Source organism: Roseateles sp. P4_D2, assembly GCF_056401875.1.
Map to the genome: position 1 here is coordinate 104,434 of NZ_JBFUIM010000003.1, position 17,431 is coordinate 121,864.

General features: G+C 68.1%; 19 protein-coding genes. 8 read left to right on the top strand and 11 right to left on the bottom strand.

Translation table 11 applies throughout. The features are described from left to right. Nucleotides 1-4: 4 nt before the first annotated feature. From cyoC to AC1DW0_RS06360, 5 genes are read left to right on the top strand one after another with little or no spacing between them, the layout of a single operon-like run. On the top strand, nt 5-628 hold the full coding sequence (gene cyoC / locus AC1DW0_RS06340; protein WP_477945185.1) for a cytochrome o ubiquinol oxidase subunit III: 624 nt from the start codon (nt 5-7) through the stop codon (nt 626-628). Continuing rightward, the gene (cyoD, locus tag AC1DW0_RS06345) at nt 628-1,011 is read left to right on the top strand and encodes a cytochrome o ubiquinol oxidase subunit IV (RefSeq protein WP_477945186.1); all 384 of its coding nucleotides are present in this window, start codon (nt 628-630) and stop codon (nt 1,009-1,011) included. Before cyoC ends, cyoD begins: the two co-directional genes overlap by 1 nt. Further along, a complete protein-coding gene (locus AC1DW0_RS06350) occupies nt 1,008-1,715 on the top strand; it encodes an SURF1 family protein (protein ID WP_477945187.1) in 708 nt (235 codons plus the stop codon). The genes cyoD and AC1DW0_RS06350 overlap by 4 nt, the downstream gene beginning before the upstream one ends. Continuing rightward, on the top strand, nt 1,712-3,055 hold the full coding sequence (locus AC1DW0_RS06355; protein WP_477945188.1) for an ATP-binding protein: 1,344 nt from the start codon (nt 1,712-1,714) through the stop codon (nt 3,053-3,055). The genes AC1DW0_RS06350 and AC1DW0_RS06355 overlap by 4 nt, the downstream gene beginning before the upstream one ends. Next, complete coding sequence (locus AC1DW0_RS06360; RefSeq protein WP_457322953.1) at nt 3,045-3,602, top strand: response regulator transcription factor; 558 nt, start codon at nt 3,045-3,047, stop codon at nt 3,600-3,602. Before AC1DW0_RS06355 ends, AC1DW0_RS06360 begins: the two co-directional genes overlap by 11 nt. On the opposite strand, the gene AC1DW0_RS06365 is transcribed toward AC1DW0_RS06360, so the two are convergent. The 7 genes from AC1DW0_RS06365 to AC1DW0_RS06395 form a co-directional block, all read right to left on the bottom strand. Then, nucleotides 3,603-4,898 carry an NAD(P)/FAD-dependent oxidoreductase gene (locus tag AC1DW0_RS06365; RefSeq protein WP_477945189.1) on the bottom strand — a complete coding sequence of 432 codons (1,296 nt, stop codon included), beginning with the start codon at nt 4,896-4,898 and terminating at the stop codon, nt 3,603-3,605. It lies immediately after the preceding gene. 102 nt (nt 4,899-5,000) lie between these two features. Beyond that, nucleotides 5,001-5,621, bottom strand: a complete 621-nt coding sequence (locus AC1DW0_RS06370; protein ID WP_477945190.1) for a YdeI/OmpD-associated family protein — start codon at nt 5,619-5,621, stop codon at nt 5,001-5,003. 132 nt (nt 5,622-5,753) lie between these two features. Next, the gene (locus tag AC1DW0_RS06375; protein ID WP_056197227.1) at nt 5,754-6,734 is read right to left on the bottom strand and encodes an LLM class flavin-dependent oxidoreductase; all 981 of its coding nucleotides are present in this window, start codon (nt 6,732-6,734) and stop codon (nt 5,754-5,756) included. Between the two features lie 41 nt (nt 6,735-6,775). Then, a complete protein-coding gene (locus AC1DW0_RS06380) occupies nt 6,776-7,642 on the bottom strand; it encodes an alpha/beta hydrolase (RefSeq protein ID WP_477945191.1) in 867 nt (288 codons plus the stop codon). Continuing rightward, a complete protein-coding gene (gene yjjJ / locus AC1DW0_RS06385; protein WP_477945192.1) occupies nt 7,639-8,994 on the bottom strand; it encodes a type II toxin-antitoxin system HipA family toxin YjjJ in 1,356 nt (451 codons plus the stop codon). The genes AC1DW0_RS06380 and yjjJ overlap by 4 nt, the downstream gene beginning before the upstream one ends. Before the next feature lie 100 nt (nt 8,995-9,094). Continuing rightward, complete coding sequence (locus AC1DW0_RS06390; protein ID WP_457355064.1) at nt 9,095-9,661, bottom strand: GNAT family N-acetyltransferase; 567 nt, start codon at nt 9,659-9,661, stop codon at nt 9,095-9,097. Next, nucleotides 9,658-9,912: a DUF2917 domain-containing protein gene (locus AC1DW0_RS06395; protein WP_056196450.1), complete on the bottom strand. Its 255-nt coding sequence runs from the start codon at nt 9,910-9,912 to the stop codon at nt 9,658-9,660. The genes AC1DW0_RS06390 and AC1DW0_RS06395 overlap by 4 nt, the downstream gene beginning before the upstream one ends. A 132-nt stretch (nt 9,913-10,044) precedes the next feature. Between AC1DW0_RS06395 and gcvA the strand changes: the two genes are divergently transcribed. Next, complete coding sequence (gene gcvA / locus AC1DW0_RS06400) at nt 10,045-10,986, top strand: transcriptional regulator GcvA (RefSeq protein ID WP_457355062.1); 942 nt, start codon at nt 10,045-10,047, stop codon at nt 10,984-10,986. 30 nt (nt 10,987-11,016) lie between these two features. Then, nucleotides 11,017-12,168, top strand: a complete 1,152-nt coding sequence (locus AC1DW0_RS06405) for a serine hydrolase domain-containing protein (protein ID WP_457355060.1) — start codon at nt 11,017-11,019, stop codon at nt 12,166-12,168. Here AC1DW0_RS06405 and AC1DW0_RS06410 read toward each other — a convergent pair. Beyond that, nucleotides 12,159-14,030: an AfsR/SARP family transcriptional regulator gene (locus AC1DW0_RS06410; RefSeq protein ID WP_457355058.1), complete on the bottom strand. Its 1,872-nt coding sequence runs from the start codon at nt 14,028-14,030 to the stop codon at nt 12,159-12,161. The genes AC1DW0_RS06405 and AC1DW0_RS06410 overlap by 10 nt on opposite strands. Before the next feature lie 13 nt (nt 14,031-14,043). Between AC1DW0_RS06410 and AC1DW0_RS06415 the strand changes: the two genes are divergently transcribed. After that, the gene (locus AC1DW0_RS06415; RefSeq protein ID WP_477945193.1) at nt 14,044-14,988 is read left to right on the top strand and encodes a hypothetical protein; all 945 of its coding nucleotides are present in this window, start codon (nt 14,044-14,046) and stop codon (nt 14,986-14,988) included. A 1-nt stretch (nt 14,989) separates the two neighbouring features. Here the strand turns inward: AC1DW0_RS06415 and AC1DW0_RS06420 are convergent, their stop codons facing one another. From AC1DW0_RS06420 to AC1DW0_RS06430, 3 genes are all read right to left on the bottom strand, one after another. Continuing rightward, nucleotides 14,990-15,703 (bottom strand): YebC/PmpR family DNA-binding transcriptional regulator, encoded by a 714-nt coding sequence (locus AC1DW0_RS06420; protein ID WP_477945194.1) that lies wholly within the window; start codon nt 15,701-15,703, stop codon nt 14,990-14,992. A 103-nt stretch (nt 15,704-15,806) separates the two neighbouring features. Beyond that, nucleotides 15,807-16,226 carry a DUF6678 family protein gene (locus AC1DW0_RS06425; protein ID WP_477945195.1) on the bottom strand — a complete coding sequence of 140 codons (420 nt, stop codon included), beginning with the start codon at nt 16,224-16,226 and terminating at the stop codon, nt 15,807-15,809. A 30-nt stretch (nt 16,227-16,256) separates the two neighbouring features. Then, nucleotides 16,257-17,375 (bottom strand): S1C family serine protease, encoded by a 1,119-nt coding sequence (locus AC1DW0_RS06430; RefSeq protein WP_477945196.1) that lies wholly within the window; start codon nt 17,373-17,375, stop codon nt 16,257-16,259. Nucleotides 17,376-17,431 lie beyond the last annotated feature (56 nt).

Sequence of the window (17,431 nt, forward strand, 5' to 3'; positions counted from 1 at the left end):
TGACATGACTGCAACTGTGACCTCTCACGTCAACGGCGCCGCGCCCGTCTTCTACGACACCGGTGACCACCACCCGCAGCCCAGCACCATGCTGGGCTTCTGGCTCTACCTGATGAGCGACTGCCTCATCTTCGCGGTGCTGTTCGCCGTCTACGCCGTGCTGGGCCGCAACTACGCGGCCGGCCCGTCGGGCGCCGACCTGTTCGACCTGCCGCTGGTGGCCGTCAACACCGGCCTGCTGCTGTTCTCATCCATCACCTATGGCTTCGCGATGATCGCGATGCAGGCCAAGCGCAAGAACCAGATGCTGGCCTGGCTGGCCATCACCGGCCTGTTCGGCCTGGGGTTCCTGGGCATCGAGCTGTTCGAGTTCCACCACCTCATCCACGAGGGCGCCGGCCCGGGCCGCAGCGCCTTCCTGTCCAGCTTCTTCACGCTGGTCGGCACCCACGGCCTGCACGTCACCTTCGGCTGCATCTGGCTGGTCACGCTGATGGTGCAGGTGCAAAAGCTCGGCCTCACGCCGGCCAACCGCCGCCGCCTGATGTGCCTGTCGATGTTCTGGCACTTTCTGGACGTCGTCTGGATCGGCGTCTTCACCTTCGTCTACCTGATGGGAGTGCTGTGATGGCCGACCACGCTCACGCTCACCACGACGACCATCACGACGACGGTGACTTCCACGTCAGCTTCAAGGGCTACGCCATCGGCTTCGTCCTGTCGGTCATCCTGACTGCCATTCCCTTCTGGCTCGTCATGGGCAAGGTGCTGCCCACGCCCAAACTCACGGGCCTGGTCATCCTCGGCTTCGCGGCCGTGCAGATGGTCGTGCACATGATCTATTTCCTGCACATGAACGCCAAGGTCGAGCAGGGCTGGTCCCTGCTGGCGCTGCTGTTCACCGGCGCCCTGGTCGTCATCATGCTGTCCGGCTCGGTCTGGGTCATGTATCACATGAACGCCAACATGATGCCGACGCCCGACCCCGCCGCGATGCGCAACATGCCGTGATCCGCGCGGCGCGCCTGGCACTGATCGTCGCCACGGCGCTGGCCAGCGTGGGCTTCCTCGCGCTGGCCGTCTGGCAGTTCCAGCGCCTCGGCTGGAAAGAAGACCTCATTGCCCGCGTCGAGCGCCAGGTTCATGCGGAGCCGGTGTCTCCGCCAGCCGCATCGGTTTCGGTATCGAAGGCCGACGAATACCGCCGCCTGCGCCTGCGCGGCCGCTTCGAGCCGCGTGAGGTGCTGGTGCAGGCCACGACCGAACTGGGCGGCGGCCATTGGGTGTTGGCGCCGCTGCGCCTGGACGACGGCACGGCCGTCCTCATCAACCGCGGCTTCGTGCCGCCCGAGCAGCGCGCGCCCGACCGGCATGCCGCGCCCGCCGGCGCCGTCGAGCTGACGGGCCTGCTGCGCCTGACCGAAACCGGCGGCGGCCCGCTGCGCCAGAACGTGCCCGCCGAGGGGCGCTGGTATTCGCGAGATGTCGCCGGTATCGCGGCCCAGCTTGGCGTCAGCGGTACGGTCGCGCCTTTCTTTGTCGACGAGTCCGCCGATCCCGCCCAGCCGCTGCGTTATCCGCGCCCCGGCCTGACGGTGATCCGTTTCGCCAACAATCACGCCGTCTACGCCATCACCTGGCTGGCGCTCGCGGCCATGTCTGCGGCTGCCGCCATCTATCTGCTCCGCGAAGAGCGCCGCCGCTCCCTGCCTTGAACCCCACGCCGCTGACCCCCACCGCCGAGCCCGCTGAGCCGGTCATCGTCGCGCCCGAGCGCCGCGCCGGCCGCGCCAACCTGCGCCAGCTCATCGAGCTGCGCTGGCTGGCCGTCGTTGGCCAGCTCGCCACCGTGCTCGTCGTGCATGTCGGCCTGGCGATCACGCTGCCCTGGGCCGAGATGCTGAGCCTGCTCGGCATCCTGGTCGTCTTCAACCTGTTCAGCATCTGGCGCAGCAAGCTCACGCAGCCGGTGTCCCAGATCGAGCTCTGCATTGCGCTGCTGGTCGACGTCGGCGTGCTGACCGGCCAGCTCTATCTGGCCGGCGGCAGCGACAACCCCTTCATCTACCTGTATCTGCTGCAGGTCGCCGTGGCCTCGGTGCTGCTGCGGCCGGCTTATCTGATGGGCGTCATGCTGAGCGCGGTGTCGGGCTTCGTGCTGCTGACGCAATGGCACCGCCCGCTGCTGCTGGATGCCTCATCGCCGACGACGTTGTCGCCCAACTACCTGGGCGGCCTGCTGCTGTGCTTCGTGCTCAATGTCGGCCTGCTCAGCGTCTTCATCGTGCGCATCAACCGCAATCTGCGCCAGCGCGACGCCGAGCTGGCCGAATTGCAGCAGCGCGCGGCCGAGGAGGTGCACATCGTGCGCATGGGCCTGCTCGCCAGCGGCGCCGCGCATGAGCTGGGCACGCCGCTGGCCACGCTCAGCGTCATCCTGGGCGACTGGGCCCATATGGCCCCGTTTGCGGGCGAGCCCGAGCTGCGCGAGGAAATCGAGGAGATGCAGCGCCAGATCCTGCGCTGCAAGGCCATCGTCACGGGCATCCTGATGTCGGCCGGCGAGATGCGCGGCGAGGCACCGCGGCTGACGACGCTGCAGGCCTTCACCGACAGCCTGGCCAAGGACTGGCGGGCCGCCCACGCAGGCGCGGATCTGGCACTGCGCAACAAGGACCTGCCCGAGGTCGAGATCATCTCGGACAGCGCATTGCAGCAGGTCGTCGCCAACCTGCTCGACAACGCTCTCGAGGCGGCGCCAGGCATGCCGCTGACCCTCGTCGCCACCTGCCCGGACGAAGCCACGCTGCACTTGAGCGTGCGCGACAACGGCCCCGGCTTCGACGCCGACCGTCTCAAGCATTTCGGCGAGCCCTACCAGAGCAGCAAGGGCCAGCCGGGCCGTGGCATGGGCCTCTTCCTGTCGGTCAACGTCGCGCGCACCCTGGGCGGGCGGCTGGAGGCTCGCAACCGCGAGGGCGGCGGCGCAGAGGTCGTGCTGACGCTGCCCCTGGCTTCGCTGCTGCCGCGACAATCCGACACTCATGCCCGCTGAAGCAGACCGTTTGCTGCTCATCGTCGAGGACGACGACAGCTTCGCCCACACGCTGACGCGCTCCTTCGAGCGCCGCGGCTGGCGTTGCCTGCGAGCCACCGGCCTGGACGACATGAAGACCCTGCTCGACGAGCTGCCCGAGGACGAGGAACTCGGCCATGCCGTCGTCGACCTCAAACTGGCTGGCGGCGCTTCGGGCCTGTCCTGCGTACAGGCCTTGCATGGCTGGGACCCGGAGGTGCTGATCGTCGTGCTGACCGGCTATGCCAGCATCGCGACGGCCGTCGAGGCCATCAAGCTCGGGGCCTGCCATTACCTCGCCAAGCCGGCCAACACCGACGACATCGAAGCCGCCTTCGCGCGCAAGCAGGGCGATGCCGACGTGGAAGTGACCGAGCGCCAGACCGCGTCCATCAAGACGCTGGAATGGGAGCGTATCCACGAGGTGTTGGCCGAGACCGACTTCAATATCAGCGAGACGGCGCGGCGCCTGGGCATGCACCGGCGCACGCTGGCGCGCAAGCTCGAGAAGCAGCGCATCAAGTGATCAGCCGGGCAGCCTCTCCTTGAGCGCGTCGCGAAGCTCGGCCCAGCTGTAGGTGGCCTGGGCCGCCAGCAGACCCGCCTGGCCGAAGACCGGCGTCAATCCGTAGCGCTGCAAGGCGGCGGGCAGGTCCGCGCGGCCGCTGATGGCGTCCGCCAGCCATTCGCCGGCCACCGTTGTCGGCGCCACGCCATGGCCGCCAAAGGCCTGAGCGAACCACAGGCCCGGCGCCAGCTGGCCGATCTGCGGCATCTTGTGCCGGGCATAGCTCATGAGCCCACCCCAGGCATGCGAGACGCGCACCGCGGCGAGCTGCGGATAGACCTTGAGCAGGTCCGCCTGCAGCATCTGCGCAATGCGCGCGGGGTCGCGCTCCTGGATGGAGATGCGGCCGCCCCACAGCAACCGGTGATCGGCGAGCGCCCGGTAGTAGTCGAAGGCGAAGCGGTTGTCGTAGAGGGCGGCGGGCGTGCGGATCGGTCGCAGGTTGGGCGGCAACGGTTCGGTCGCGATGACATAGGTTGCGATGGGCAGGCGCGCGCCGGTCAGGGCTGGCAGCATGGCCTTCAGATAGGCACCACCGGCCACGACGACCTGGGCCGCGCGGATCGAGGCGTCATGTGAGGTGCGCAGCACAAAGCCACCGGCGGCAAGGCGCTCGATGCTCATCACGGCACTGTGCTCGTGCACCCTGCCACCGGCATGCTCGATGACGCGAGCGAGCCCCAACGCGTACTTGAGCGGATGGAAATGGAAGGCATCGCGCTCCAGCAGAGCGCCGCCATAACGCTGCGTGTCCAGCCACTGCCGGACCTGGGCAGGCTCGATTTCGTCCCAGGTGACGCCGAAGTTCTCGCGCAGCCAGCGCGCCTGATCGCGCAACTGGCGCTCGGCGCGTGCGCTGTGCCTGAACCAGTTGAGCAGCAGAGCGCCGCCCTCTTGCCGATCGCAGTCGATGGCGTGGGCCTCGATGCGCGAGCGAATCAGTGCGATGGCTTCGCGGCTATGAGCGTAGAACTCACGCGCCGCTGCCAAGCCCAGGTCGCTCACCAAGTCCGCCGCGTCGCGGCTGTAGCCGCCGAACACGAAACCGCCATTGCGCCCTGACGCGCCATGGCCGATGGTCTGCGCCTCCAGCACCGCCACGCTGGTGATGCCGCGCTCCTGCAGCCCGCGCGCCGCGGCCAGGCCCGCAAAACCGCCGCCGAGCACGGCCACTTCCACGTCAGTGGACGAGTCGGCCAGCGGCTGGAAGGTCAGGCGCGGGGCGGTGACGGCGTAGTAGGTCTGGGTTTGCATGCGCTCGCATCGGGCTCAGATCTGCCGCACCCACTGCGTCTCAGCTATCGGCTGTCGGAACTGCAACTCCGTGCGTTGGCCGGTGGGGGCAGCGCTGATGGCCTAGCCGGGTTTGGGCTTGGGCTTGAAGATATGCACCGTTTCGCCGCGGGCGAGCATGTCCACCAGTTGCGCGATGCGCCTGGCACGCGTCTCGGGCTTGACGGCGGTCTGGATGCGCCAGAGCACGGCGTAGCGGTTGCTCGCGTTGACGGTGGCGAAGAAGGCCTTGGCCGGCGGATTCGCATCCAACGCTGCCGCCAGGTCGTCGGGCACGGTGGACGTCTTCGCGCCGTCGTAGGCCTGGGCCCAACGGCCGTCGGCCTTGGCGGCCTCGACCTGCGCCTGGCCGGGTGGCTGCATGCGGCCCGCCTTGATCAGCGCGGCCACTTTTTCGACGTTGATCTTGGACCAGACGCTGCGCGCACGCCGCGGCGTGAAGCGCTGCAGGAAGTGCTGGTCGTCCAGCCCCTTCTTCTGGCCGTCGATCCAACCCCAGCACAGCGCGATCTCCACCGCCTCGGGGTAGGTGACGCTGGGCTCGGCCGCGCCGCGCTTGGCGATCATCAGCCACAGGCCGTCGGACTTCGCGTGGTTCTTCTTCAGCCAGGCCTCGAAGGCCCTGGCGTTCTTGAACAGCGTCGGGGCGACCTCGGCCGGGGCGGCGGGCTGGGCGGCGGGCATGCGCGCAGTGTGCCGCAAGCCCGGATGGCGTCGATGGGGCAAGGGCCGCTTCAGGCGAAGCTTCCCTATGAAATTCCAGACTGGCTGGACGCCGAGGCACTTATTCACGGTGACTCGGACAGCGCGCGCAACTCAGAGCCGCGCCAGCAGCTCGTACGAACGCCTGCGCAGTGCATGGTCATGCACTGCGCAGGCGACGATGAATTCATCCGCCTGCGTGCGCTCGCTCGTTTCCGCCAGCCCGGCGCGCACGGTCTCCGGCGAACCGACGATGGATTCACTCAGCATGCGCTCCACCTGCATGCGCTCAGCCGGTGACCACAGCGCATCCATGCTCGGCACCGGCTCGGGCAGCTTGCCGCGCCGGCCGCGCACCATGCCCAGGAAGCGCTGCTGAGCCGACGTGAACAGGTACTGCGCCTCGTCGTCGGTTGGCGCCACGATGATGTTCAGGCCCACCATCGCATGCGGCTTGGGGTGGCGAGCGCTGGGCTTGTAGGTGGAACGGTAGATCTGCAGCGCCTGCATCAGCATCTCGGGCGCGAAGTGCGACGCGAATGCGAAGGGCAGGCCGAGGTGAGCGGCGAGCTGGGCCGAGTACAGGCTGGAGCCCAGCAACCAGATCGGCACCTCGGTGCCCTGGCCCGGCACGGCACGCACTTGCGCCTGCGCGGCCAGTGGCGCGAGGTAGCTCTGCAGCTCCAGCACATCGTTGGGGAAACCGTCCTCGCCGCTGCTCTCCAGGCTGCGCCGCAGCGCGCGCATCGTCGGTCGGTCGGTGCCGGGCGCGCGGCCCAGGCCGAGGTCGATGCGGCCGGGGAAGAGTTCGGCCAGCGTGCCGAACTGTTCGGCGATGGTCAGCGGCGCATGGTTGGGCAGCATGATGCCGCCGGCGCCGACGCGGATGCGCTGGCTCGCCGCGGCCAATTGGCCGATCAGCACCGCAGTGGCCGAGCTGGCCACGCCTTCCATGTTGTGGTGCTCGGCCACCCAGTAGCGCGTATAGCCCAGCGTGTCGGCCAGGCGCACGAGGTCCAGGCTGTTCAGCAGGGCTTCACGCGTCGTGGCGCCTTCGACGACGGGTGCGAGGTCGAGGATGGAGAGCGGGGGCAGGGTAGACATGCAGGCATCTTGCCGGCGCCGGCTTGGCCCTGTCAGCCACCGGCTTTGCGCAAATGTGATTGCAACCAAGGCAGCAGGCGACCGCGGTAGGCCGAGGCGTCGAAGTCGTGCAGGTCCTCATGGCCGGCACCCGGCACCGGCCAGAGCGCCTTGGGCTCGGTCGCCGCGGCGAAAAGCTGCTCCGTCTCGACCCAGCGCGTCGAGCGATCCGCGGTGCCCGACGCGACCAGCAGCGGCGCGTGAACGGCCTTGATGGCTTCGATGGGGCGCAGCTCATGCACGCCCAGACCCAGGCGCAGCGGGATCTGCAGCAGCAACAGCGGTGCGGCCCAGGCGCCGGCCGGGCCGAGGCGCGCCACCAGGCGGTCTTGCACGGCATCGGTGATGGTGGGGTAGACGGACTCCAGCACCATGGCATCCAGCTCGGGTTGGCGCTCGGCGAACAACAGCGAAGCGCCGCCCAGCGACACGCCGATGCCGCCCAGCTTTTCGCCCGGCAGGCGGGCGTGCAGCCAGCCCAGCGCCGCCTGCACGCCCAGCGCCTCGCGGCGGCCGAAGCTGATGCGGTCACCGCTGCTTTCGCCATGCGAGGGCAGGTCGATCAGCAGGCTGCCAATGCCCTCGCGCTGCAGCCAGCGGGCGCGTTCCAGCATCTGCAACCGGTTGCCACGCACGCCGTGCAGCAACAGCACCGCGCCTTCACCCGGGCGGCCGGGCAGGAACCAGCCGCTGACCTGCTGGCTGTCGCCGTAGGGGAGGCGCAGCGCCTCGGCCCGCAAATCGGGCGGTGGTGGGCCGATGGAGTCGCGGGCCGGGCGGGTCAGCCATTCGCCGGCGGCCAGGCTGAACACGACAACACCCAGAGCCAGCAGCAGCGTGATGAGGAGCAAACGGTTCATGCGACGGAGGCTGCCTGCTCAAGCGCCGCGGCGTTGTCGGCGCACAGCATGCGAAACGGTAGGCTGATGCGCTCATCCGCCGCGGCGGCCTGCCAGAACCCGCGTGCGCGGGGCAGCACACGCAGCCAGCGATCCCGCTCCGTCGGCAGCGGCAGGATGGGTGTGAGCGGCGGGGACAGCACTTCGCCACCGGCCAGCGGTGCGTAGCGCATGGGGAGCTGGTCGTAGCTGGGCGCCAGGCTCAGACCCGCGGCGTCGTGGAAGAAGCACAGATTGCCGCCATGCATGTCGCTGTTGGCGATGAGTTGGCCGAAGAGCTGGCGCTCGGCGACCCGCTCGGCATCCGCCGTGCTCAGCAGGCCGTGGGCGGCCAGTGCAGCGGCCACCCGGGTCCAATCGTTCGTGGCCTCACCGACGAGGCCGGCATTGACGCTTTCGAGGCTGACGACCCCTCGCCGCCCGTGCGGGCCGATGCGGTCGAAGCGTTCGCTTTCCAGGAAGTGGCGCCCCTCATGTGCCAGCAGCCGGGTGTGCGCCGCCTCCAGCCCCAAGGCCGCCGCCGCCAGTTGCTCGCAGACCAGCAGGTCGCGCCAGCGCTGCACCGTTGCGGACTCGTCGGCGCCCGAGAACTTGACGACGCAATGCGGTGTCGCCATGCCTGCCAGTTCGCGTGCCACCGTGAACTTGGGAAATTCGCCGCCCGCCGATGAGCCGGGCAGTGCGCCTTCCATGGCCTGGGCTGCCAGTTCGGCGTAGCGGGCTGGCAGTCCTGCCTCATGCAGCGGCGCCGGCGACGCCAGCCTGGCATCGAGAAAACGGCGCAGGACGGCGTCTCCCACCAGCAACTCGCCCGGCAGGTCGTCGCCGAGACTGCTCAGGGCCAATAGCAGGGCATCGTCGTCCCAACTGCGTGGGTCGGGGGACAGGCCCAGGCCGGCGGCATGCCGGCGCGCGAAGTTGCGGCCCAGGAAGCCCTGCGGCCGCAGGTCATAGAGCGGGTAGGGCAGGCCCTCGTACCAGCCGTCGCGTGCGGCGTCGGGCGCCGGCCAGGCGGCCAGGGTGTCGAGATGGCAGCCTTGCGGCCAGATCGGGCGCAATTGGGCCAGGGCCTGAGGGCGGCCATCGGCAGCGATGCGGTAGAGCTGGGCCTCAACGCGTTGGCCACGGAAATCACGTCGCCAAGCGACGCGCCGACGCCGGGTCTGACCCGCCGCCACGACGGCGGCACCGGCCGCCGCAACCAATCGCTGGGCGGTCTTGGTCGAGCAGCCCAGGGCCGCGGCGATGTCCGCCAGCCCCAGAGGGCCGCGTGGCCGCAGGAGTTGTTCGAGGCTGGTGAGGTCTGCGGACATGATTCAGGAGTCGTGTCCTGAGTTTTGTCCTCAATTTATTACGAAAATCAAATGCAAATCAATAAGTTGCTGAATTTGTTCGTCATTGAGTGTCCTTAGTTCAGGCATCAATCGCCGGATCATTCGTGCAGAGCACCGCGCGCACCAGTTGTGCGCCGTCTGGATGGGCTGTCAAGCGGGCGCCCTGATCACGCATCAGCGCCAGCATGCGGCGGTTGTCGGCCAATATGTCGCCATGCAGGCGCTGCACGCCGTGGCGGCGCGCATGGGCCGTCAGGTGGGCGATGAGGCGCCGGCCCAGGCCGCGGCCCTGCCAGTCGTCAGCGACGGCCAGCGCGAACTCGGCGCGCTCGGGGCGGTCTTCGTCATGCACATAGCGCGCGTCGGCAATGACGGGATGGCCGGGGGCTTGGGCTTCGACCACCCAGGCGACGTGCTGGCTCTGGTCAACTTCGGTCAGCAGCTTCAGCAATGCGGGGCTGAGTTCGCGCAGGCCGACATGGAAGCGCTTGTGGCGCGAGTCCAGCGACAGCGCGCTGAAGAAGGCCTGCTCGGCAGCGGCATCCGCGGCGGCAATGGGGCGCAGGCGGACCTGGTGCCCGCCGGCCAGCATCCAATGCTCGGGTGCCTCGGTGGCGACGGGCGCTGGCGCCAGCAGCGTGTTCACTGCCGCGCTCCGGTCGCCGCCGGCCTCAGGTCCAGCACCGCCGGGCCGCTCAACGCGCTGACGGTGACCGCCTCATCGGTCTGCACGACAAAGCACTGGCCGGGTTCCAGCACGATGTCGCGCGAATCGTGGTCGATGGTGATCCACAGCGTGCCGGACGCGCTGCACAGATGGGTGGCGCGGGCCTCGGGCAGGCGCGAGATCTGGCCGCGTTGCAGCAACAGCCGGGTGCGGGGGACGTCGATCAGCATGGTGTGCTCCTGGGCCGGCGGACTGGCATGCCGGGTTGGCATGCTTGCGTTGCGGCCGTCTGACGCGGATAGTGCCGCTTGGCCACCTTGCCGACAAACGATCATTCGGAAGGCTTCGCATTCCGCCATCGCATGCCAACAAAGCCCGTCGACCACCTCCCGCCGCTGCAGTTGCTGGCCGCCTTCGAGGCGGCGGCGCGGCATTTGAGCTTCACCCAGGCTGCCGAAGAGCGCTTCATCACGCAGTCGGCCATGAGCCGGCAGATCCGCGCGCTGGAGGACGAACTCGGCGTGACGCTGTTCGAGCGCCGCCACCGTGCGCTTGCGTTGACCGAGGATGGCCAGCGCCTGCACGCCGCCTGCTCGACGGCCTTGAACACCTTGCGTGTGGCCGTGCGTGCGGTGCGTGAGCCGCACCAGCGCCAGATGCTGGCGTTGACGACGACGCCGGGCTTCGCGTCGCTGTGGCTGATCCCACGCCTGACCGGCTTCACCCGTGCCCACCCGGGCATCGACGTGCGCCTGGATGCCGGCCTGGGCAACCGCAACCTGGCCAGCGAGGGCTTTGACCTCGCCATCCGCTACAGCCCGGTCGGCGCGGCTCAGGGCCAACAGCTGTTCGCCGAATCGATGGTGCCGGTCTGCAGCCCACGGCTGGTGGGCGAACTGGGCCTGGCGCTGCGCGAGCCGCCCGACCTGGCCCGGCACACGCTGCTGCACCTGGCCATGGACGGCGACAGCGCCGGCATGCCGGCCGAATGGGAGCCCTGGCTGAGCGCCTGGGGCCTGGTCGATCTGCGGCCGGCGGCGCGCTTGAGTTTCTCGAGCTATTCCGAGGCCATCGCCGCCGCCATTGCGGGGCAGGGCGTGGCGCTGGGCCGGCGGCCGCTGGTGGACGCGCTGCTGGCCAGCGGCCAGCTCGTCACGCCGTTTGATGCCGGCATCGCGTCGGCGCGGGCCTATCGCCTCATCGTCGACCCGGCGGCCAAGTCGCGGCCGGCGGTCAAGGCCTTCGAGCAGTGGTTGCTGGCGCAGTGTGACGTGGGATCAAGCGCCGCCCCTCAACCTCTCTGACTTACGTCATCGGTCAGAAGCTGCCGCACGATGACGGGTTGCGCCAAGGTTCGACACCTCAACTCACCCACGCTTCGTCCTGAACAGCCTATGAAATTTGGAAGAGAGACCCTCGTCATCCTGACGGCGGCATTGCTGTTGGCACTGCCTGGCCTCGGCCGCGCCGCTGATGCCATCGAAACCTCGAACGATCAGACGCGCCGCCTGATTCAACAGACGATGAAGGAACGGCGCATACCGGGGCTGCAGGTTGCGGTCGTCAAGGACGGCCGGATCGTGCTGTCCGAAAGCTATGGCTGGGCCAACGTCGAAAACCGTGTGCCAGCAACGGCCAAGACATTGTTCCCGCTCAACTCCGGCACCAAGCCGCTCACAGGCGTTGCGTTGATGCAGTTGGCCGAGGCCGGCCTCGTGAATCTTGAGGCGCCGGTATCCCGCTATCTCGATGACCTGCCGAGCGCTTGGCAGCCCATCCGCGTGCGGCAGTTGCTGGCGCACACCTCGGGGCTGCCCGACATCGTCGATCAACCCGGCCCCGTCACTGGCAGCACTGAAGCGGCCATGTGGAAGGCGGTCAAACAGCAACCCATGGAAGCGCCGCCCGGTGAGAAGTTTGCCTACAACCAGACCAACTACGGCCTGCTGGCTCAGATCATCGTCAAGCAGGCCAAGATGCCCTACGAGCGCTACATGAAAGAGCGGCAGTTCGCGCTGGCCGACATGCCGCTGACGACGTTCGGCGACAGCTATGACCTCGTGGCGAACGCTGCAACGATCTACAGCCACTTTCCCCGCAGAACGCTCGCGCCGGACGATGCCGATCGCCTGTCTCACTGGGTCTACGAGATGCCCTACAGCCTCCATGCGGGAGGCGGCATCCAGACGACGGCCACCGAGCTGGCGAACTGGATCGTCGCGCTGTCCAGTGGCCGGTTCATCAGCGCGGCCAGCGCGCAGCGCATGTGGACACCCGAGAAGCTGAGCAGTGGTGCTGAAGGCAGCTGGGCGGCCGGCTGGCCGGTGCTTGCATCAAGCCCGAAAAGGCAGGTCGCCGGCATCGGCGGCAACCGCGCGGCCTTCATCGTTTATCCGGACGAGGGCTTGGCCGTCGTCGTCTTGACGAATCTGGTCGGCGGCAATCCGGAGAGATTCATCCCCCAGATCGCTGCGTTCTACAAGTGATGGGTCGCTGGCGCAGCCACATGGCTTGAGATGCCGGGGTCGGCGGACACAGCGCGCAGCGTCCATTCCCGCGCTTGCGTGGCGTCGACGCTTGCGTCGCGTGCCTCACGCAGCAGCGCCGCGGCGAGGCGGGCCCGCCAGCGCTCGGCCGCAGCCAGCGCCCAAGTCTGCTCGCTGAGCGTCAGGCAGGGGCCACGGTAGAGCTTGAGGGCGGCGTCCAGGGCCCCGGCGGCGGCAGAGCTGCCAGCAGGTGAGTGCTCGTGCTCAGTCAGGCGGTCGTTCAGGGCCTGCACGTCGACCCAGACGCAGTCCGCGTTCAGGCGCACGCCATGGTCCTGCACCAGCAAGGCGGCGTCGTGGGCCAGCAGGCGGCGCAGCCTCGCGACGGTGACCTCGAAGGCCTTTTGCCGCCCCTCACGGCCGTCACCGGGCCACAGCTCGCGGGCCACGGCCTCGGTTGAGGCGGCCTCGGTGCCGCGGCAAGCCAGATAGCGCAGCAGTTCGAGCGGCTTGCTGGCGGCCTTGCGCCCTTCCGCTGAACGCACGGCGCCGGCGTCGTTGCACATTTCAAAGCCACCCAGGGCGTGGACCTTCACCGACCAGGGCCAGGCCTCGGGCGCCCCGGCCGGCGCGGCGAGCCGGCGCGTGCGGATGGCCGAGCGCACCCAGTCCGTCTCGGCGCCCTGAACCAGGGCCTGGCAGAAGATCTCGCCGATATGCAGCGGCAGCAGCGGCAGCACGCCGGGCCACTCCAGTTCGCGCAGCGTGCGCATGGCGCGGGCCAGGGGTGCGTTTGGCAGGGCGCCCCAGCCATTGCGCTGGCCGATGGCGATCAGTGCGGTCAGGTCTGCCAGGCAGCGCAGGCGCGCCGCCAGGTAGCGTGGCAGCTGCATCTCGCCCAAGCCTTGAAAGCGCGCTGCAGCATCCTCGGCATTGCCGCAGCCAATCAGTGCATAGCCCTCCTGCACGAGGTAGGTGACCTGGTAGCCGGGCCAGGCGCCACTCATCTGCAAATGGCCCAGGGCACGCCTCGCGTGGCCCAGGGCCGCATGGAAGTCGCCCTCAAGCAGGGCCACGCGGCAGCGCACATCGGCCTGGTCGGCCCACCACAGCGGCGTGCTGGCTGCATCGCCCGCGGCGGCGGCCTGGGCTGCCAGCGCCAGCGCCGCCGTGGGGTCGCTGCTGCACTCCACCAGGCGTGCGCGCTGCAGTGCCGCGACGGCGGCCAACCCCGGTAGATGGTGTTCGGCTGCCAGTTGCTGCGCCAGCACCAGCCGCTCGCGCGCTTCGTCGACCTTGGCGAAGGCGTACAGATGCCAGGCCGCGACGATGGCCCAATGGCCGCGCCAGAAGGGTGAGGCATCGGGCCGCTTCTCAACCGTTGCGACCTGCGCGAACAGCAGTTCGAACTCCGCATCCTCGCCATGGCGTTCGCAGAGCTCACCCAGCGCGCAGGCCAGCGCCAGTGACACGTCGCTGGGTGCCTGTCGGGCGCTTTCCATCAGCAGCGCCACGTTGGCGGGTGGCCATGCGGGCAGCACACCGTAATCATGGGCAATCGACGCCCCGGCCCAGGCGAGCAGGCCCTCGATGCCGGTGCCGACCGCGTCAGGGCCGACGGCCGTCAGAACACCCAGCATGGGCATCGCGTGGCGATAGATGCAGGCCTGCAGGTGCTCCACCAGCACCACGAGGCCGGCTGCTCCGGCAGCGAGCGCCGCCTGTCCATCCGTCTGCGCCCGCAGGGCCAGCGCCGCCGTGCTGTCCAGCGCACCGGGGGCCTGCGCCGAAAGCGCCCGCATGACGCCCAGCAACTCGCTCGACCGCTGCGCGGCTGCCGCTTCAGGCTGCGATGGGTTCATCGCCGCATGCTAAGTGCTGTGGGTCATCCGTGGGTGGTGCGGCGCGGCCGCGCCTTCCATCATCGAACTGCAGCCTGCGCACCGCCGGCGGCGCAAACGGGAGCTTGCAATGCACAACGATCTTTCACCGGCCCGGCGCTTCATGGCCGTCGCCTGCCTGGCCACAGCCTGCAGCAGCGCCACTTGGGCGCTTCCGCTAGCCCCAGGGGTCACCCGCGAAATCAACTTCGTTTCCGACCACTCGACGTGTACCGGCCTGCTGCCGCTGGGCGGCGACTTCGTGTCGTGCACGCTGACGAATGGCGCGGACCTGACGGCTTCGTTTGCCGACTACTACGGCAGCCCTTCGAGCGGCAGCGCCCATGTTTTCGTCAATGGGATGGACATGCACTTGTCCGTCAAGTCGACACCCTCCACGGTGCCGACCTCCGTCATCGATGCCGTCCAGTTCGACCAGTTCATGATCACGGGACCCACGCCCACGGTGCAGGTTGGCGTCACGGTCACCCTCGATGGCACCACGGCTCGAAGCGCTTCCGGCTTTGTGCTGACCAGCTACACCTTCATCAGCGGCAAACGTTCGCTGACGCCGAGCGCCTCGGCGAACGCGGTCGCTGATCGGATTGCCAATGACCCGTCACGTGACGTGCTCGCCTTCGGCCGCACCGCAACCTTCAGTGGCGGCGTCACTCAACCCACCCTCCATCGCGTCGATTCAGCCTCGTTCACCGCGGTGGTCGGCACGCCGTTTGAGCGCGGCTTCGAGTTCGCGATGTCCAGCCTGAACTCTTCTCTGAGCTTCAGCGCGCGCGTGGAGTATTCGCTGCCAGCCGGCTACACCCTGACGTCGGCCCGCGGGCTGTTGGTGAACGCCGTGCCGGAAAACGGCAGTTGGGCGTTGATGCTTGCCGGGTTGGTCAGTCTGGGCGGCATGCGTCTGGCACGGCGAGCCAGGTGAATCAGCCTGCCAGCCCTGCGTACACGTGTTGCACGTCGTCGTTGGCGTCCAGCGCGGCGAGAAAGCTCTCCACTTCGTCCAGCTGCTCGGCGCTCAGGCTCGCCGGGTCGATGGGGTTCTTGGGGCGGTAGCCCAGCTTGGCGCTGAGCACCTTGAAGCCCTGCTCGGGCAGGGCGCGGCTGACGAGGTCGAGGTCGGTCGGTTCAGTCAGGAAGACGGTGACGCCTTCTTCGTCGGGCGGCAGCAGGTCCTGCGCGCCGGCTTCGATGGCGGCGGTGTCGGCGTCGGCGCCGGGCGTGGCGGGTTCGGCTTCGATCATGCCGACGTGGTCGAAGTCCCAACCCACCGAACCGGCCGTGCCGAGCTGGCCCTTGCGGAACAACACGCGCATGTCCGACGCGGCGCGGTTCACGTTGTCCGTCAGCACCTCCACCATCACCGGCACGCGGTGCGGCGCAAAGCCTTCGTAGATGGCCTGCTCGAAGTGGACGACCTCACCGGTCAACCCGGCGCCTTTCTTGATGGCGCGGTCCAGCGTCTCCTTGGGCATGGACACCTTGCGCGCCTGCTCCACCACCAGCCTCAGCCGCGCGTTGTCCTTCGGGTCAGCGCCGTGGCGCGCCGCGATCATGATGTCCTTGGACAATTTGCCGAACAGCCGACCCTTGGCATTGGCGGCGATGTCTTTGTGTTTGGCTTTCCATTGCGCGCCCATGGGGGTGTCCTGTCGTTTGTCTAGTAAGCCCAAGTCGCGTAACTTGTCGGGCGGGTCGCTACTTTACGGGGTGGCTCTTGCCGATCTCGCCCCTGTCGTCGCGCTATTGAGGTGCGAAATCGTCGTAAGACCTTGGTAAATAACCCCAGATACGTACGACGTCGCCACGCTGCTCGAAGTCGAAGCCAATCTTTTCCAAGATTGGCAGGATTTCGTTTCGATGGTCAATGCTCGCTCTAGGAAGCAGCTTTCCTATGAATGGCCCCTCCTCGGACAGGCCGATGTCAAACCATTCGACAGCTTCAAACGGAAAGGGCAGGTGATAAAACCATTCGACATCCCAATTCGAGACGGTGCCATCAACTGATTTCGAGCGATAAGAAGGACGCCAGCCATCAAGAGCGCGGATGTGAGTGATCAGCTCGTTCCATCGTGTGTTGTTAGACGCACTGGCTAAGTTCCTTGTGGTGACCGCGGCACGAGTCCGCTTTCGCGCTTGATCATCATTTCGCGCATCAGCCATAGGTAAATCGTTCAAAGCCTTCCCCTCGTTCTAGTCTGAGCTACCCAACGTCGCCACCACCTTCCGCGTCTGCCCCGCCCGCCACACCGTCAACGTCACCTTCTCCCCAATCTGCCTCGTCTCCAGCAGCGACAGCATGTCGTCCAAGTCAGCCACCGCTACGCCATCGACAGCCGTGATGACGTCCCCCTGCACGATGCGCCCGCTGCGATCCCTGCCGAAGGGTTTCAAGCCCGCCGCCGCAGCCGGGCTGGCGTCCGCCACGTTGACCAGCAGCACACCCTTCGGCGCCCCCAGCGCCTTGGCCAGGTTCTCCGGCCCGGCTGTCACGCCCAGCGCGGGCCGGATGAAGCGCCCATCTCGAATCAATCGCGGCACGATGCGATTCACCTCGTCCACCGGAATCGCAAAGCCGATCCCGGCACTCGCGCCGCTCGGGCTGTAGATGGCTGTGTTTACGCCGATCAGCCGCCCCGCCGAGTCCAGCAGCGGCCCGCCCGAATTGCCAGGGTTGATGGCCGCATCGGTCTGGATGGCGCCCTTGATCGTGCGTCGCGTGACCGATTCGATTTCGCGGTTCAGCGCCGAGACGATGCCGGTGGTCAGCGTCTGGTCCAGGCCGAAGGGGTTGCCGATGGCGTAGACCTTCTGGCCCACCTGCAGATCGCGGCTGGCACCGACCGCGATTGCCGGCAGCTTCTCGTGGGGCGCTTCGATGCGCAGCACGGCAATGTCGCGGTCCGGGTAGGCGCCGACGAGCTTGGCTGGAAAGCTGCTCTGGTCGTTCAGCGTGACGGTGGCGCGGTCGCCGCCCTGGATGACGTGGAAATTGGTGACGACGTGGCCGGCGTCGTCCCAGATGAAACCGGTGCCCGTACCGCTGGGCTGCTCGCTGGTACGCAGCGAGAAGAAGTCGCGCTGCACGCTCAGCGTGGTGATGTGCACCACCGACGGCGACACGCGTTTGAAGACGCCGATGTTGTTCAACTCCTCGGCGTCCAGCGCGCCGCGGGCGTTGACGGCGCGAGGCTGGGCTTGAGCCTTGGCGAAAGCGGGAGCGCAGCCGAGGAAGAGCAGCGCGACGGCGAGGGTGAGGCAGCGGGGCAGGGTGGGCACGGGGGCGTCGGCGGGAGTGGCGTCGATCCGCATTTTGGGCACAACTCCGGGCTCCCGAGGCCCGCCGCTTCACGCCGCCCGTGCTGCCC

Excerpts from the sequence above, each read along its gene's own strand:
- AC1DW0_RS06395 (WP_056196450.1), bottom strand. The coding sequence starts at position 9,912 with ATGCTGATCGACGTCCCCCGCACCCGGCTGTTGCTGCAACGCGGCCAG.
- yjjJ (WP_477945192.1), bottom strand. The coding sequence starts at position 8,994 with ATGTCCGCAGACCTCACCAGCCTCGAACAACTCCTGCGGCCACGCGGC.
- AC1DW0_RS06365 (WP_477945189.1), bottom strand. The coding sequence starts at position 4,898 with ATGCAAACCCAGACCTACTACGCCGTCACCGCCCCGCGCCTGACCTTC.
- AC1DW0_RS06380 (WP_477945191.1), bottom strand. The coding sequence starts at position 7,642 with ATGAACCGTTTGCTCCTCATCACGCTGCTGCTGGCTCTGGGTGTTGTC.
- cyoC (WP_477945185.1), top strand. The coding sequence starts at position 5 with ATGACTGCAACTGTGACCTCTCACGTCAACGGCGCCGCGCCCGTCTTC.
- AC1DW0_RS06425 (WP_477945195.1), bottom strand. The coding sequence starts at position 16,226 with ATGGCTGATGCGCGAAATGATGATCAAGCGCGAAAGCGGACTCGTGCC.
- AC1DW0_RS06410 (WP_457355058.1), bottom strand. The coding sequence starts at position 14,030 with ATGAACCCATCGCAGCCTGAAGCGGCAGCCGCGCAGCGGTCGAGCGAG.
- AC1DW0_RS06405 (WP_457355060.1), top strand. The coding sequence starts at position 11,017 with ATGACGGGTTGCGCCAAGGTTCGACACCTCAACTCACCCACGCTTCGT.
- AC1DW0_RS06370 (WP_477945190.1), bottom strand. The coding sequence starts at position 5,621 with ATGCCCGCCGCCCAGCCCGCCGCCCCGGCCGAGGTCGCCCCGACGCTG.
- AC1DW0_RS06430 (WP_477945196.1), bottom strand. The coding sequence starts at position 17,375 with ATGCGGATCGACGCCACTCCCGCCGACGCCCCCGTGCCCACCCTGCCC.
- AC1DW0_RS06360 (WP_457322953.1), top strand. The coding sequence starts at position 3,045 with ATGCCCGCTGAAGCAGACCGTTTGCTGCTCATCGTCGAGGACGACGAC.
- gcvA (WP_457355062.1), top strand. The coding sequence starts at position 10,045 with ATGCCAACAAAGCCCGTCGACCACCTCCCGCCGCTGCAGTTGCTGGCC.
- cyoD (WP_477945186.1), top strand. The coding sequence starts at position 628 with ATGGCCGACCACGCTCACGCTCACCACGACGACCATCACGACGACGGT.
- AC1DW0_RS06420 (WP_477945194.1), bottom strand. The coding sequence starts at position 15,703 with ATGGGCGCGCAATGGAAAGCCAAACACAAAGACATCGCCGCCAATGCC.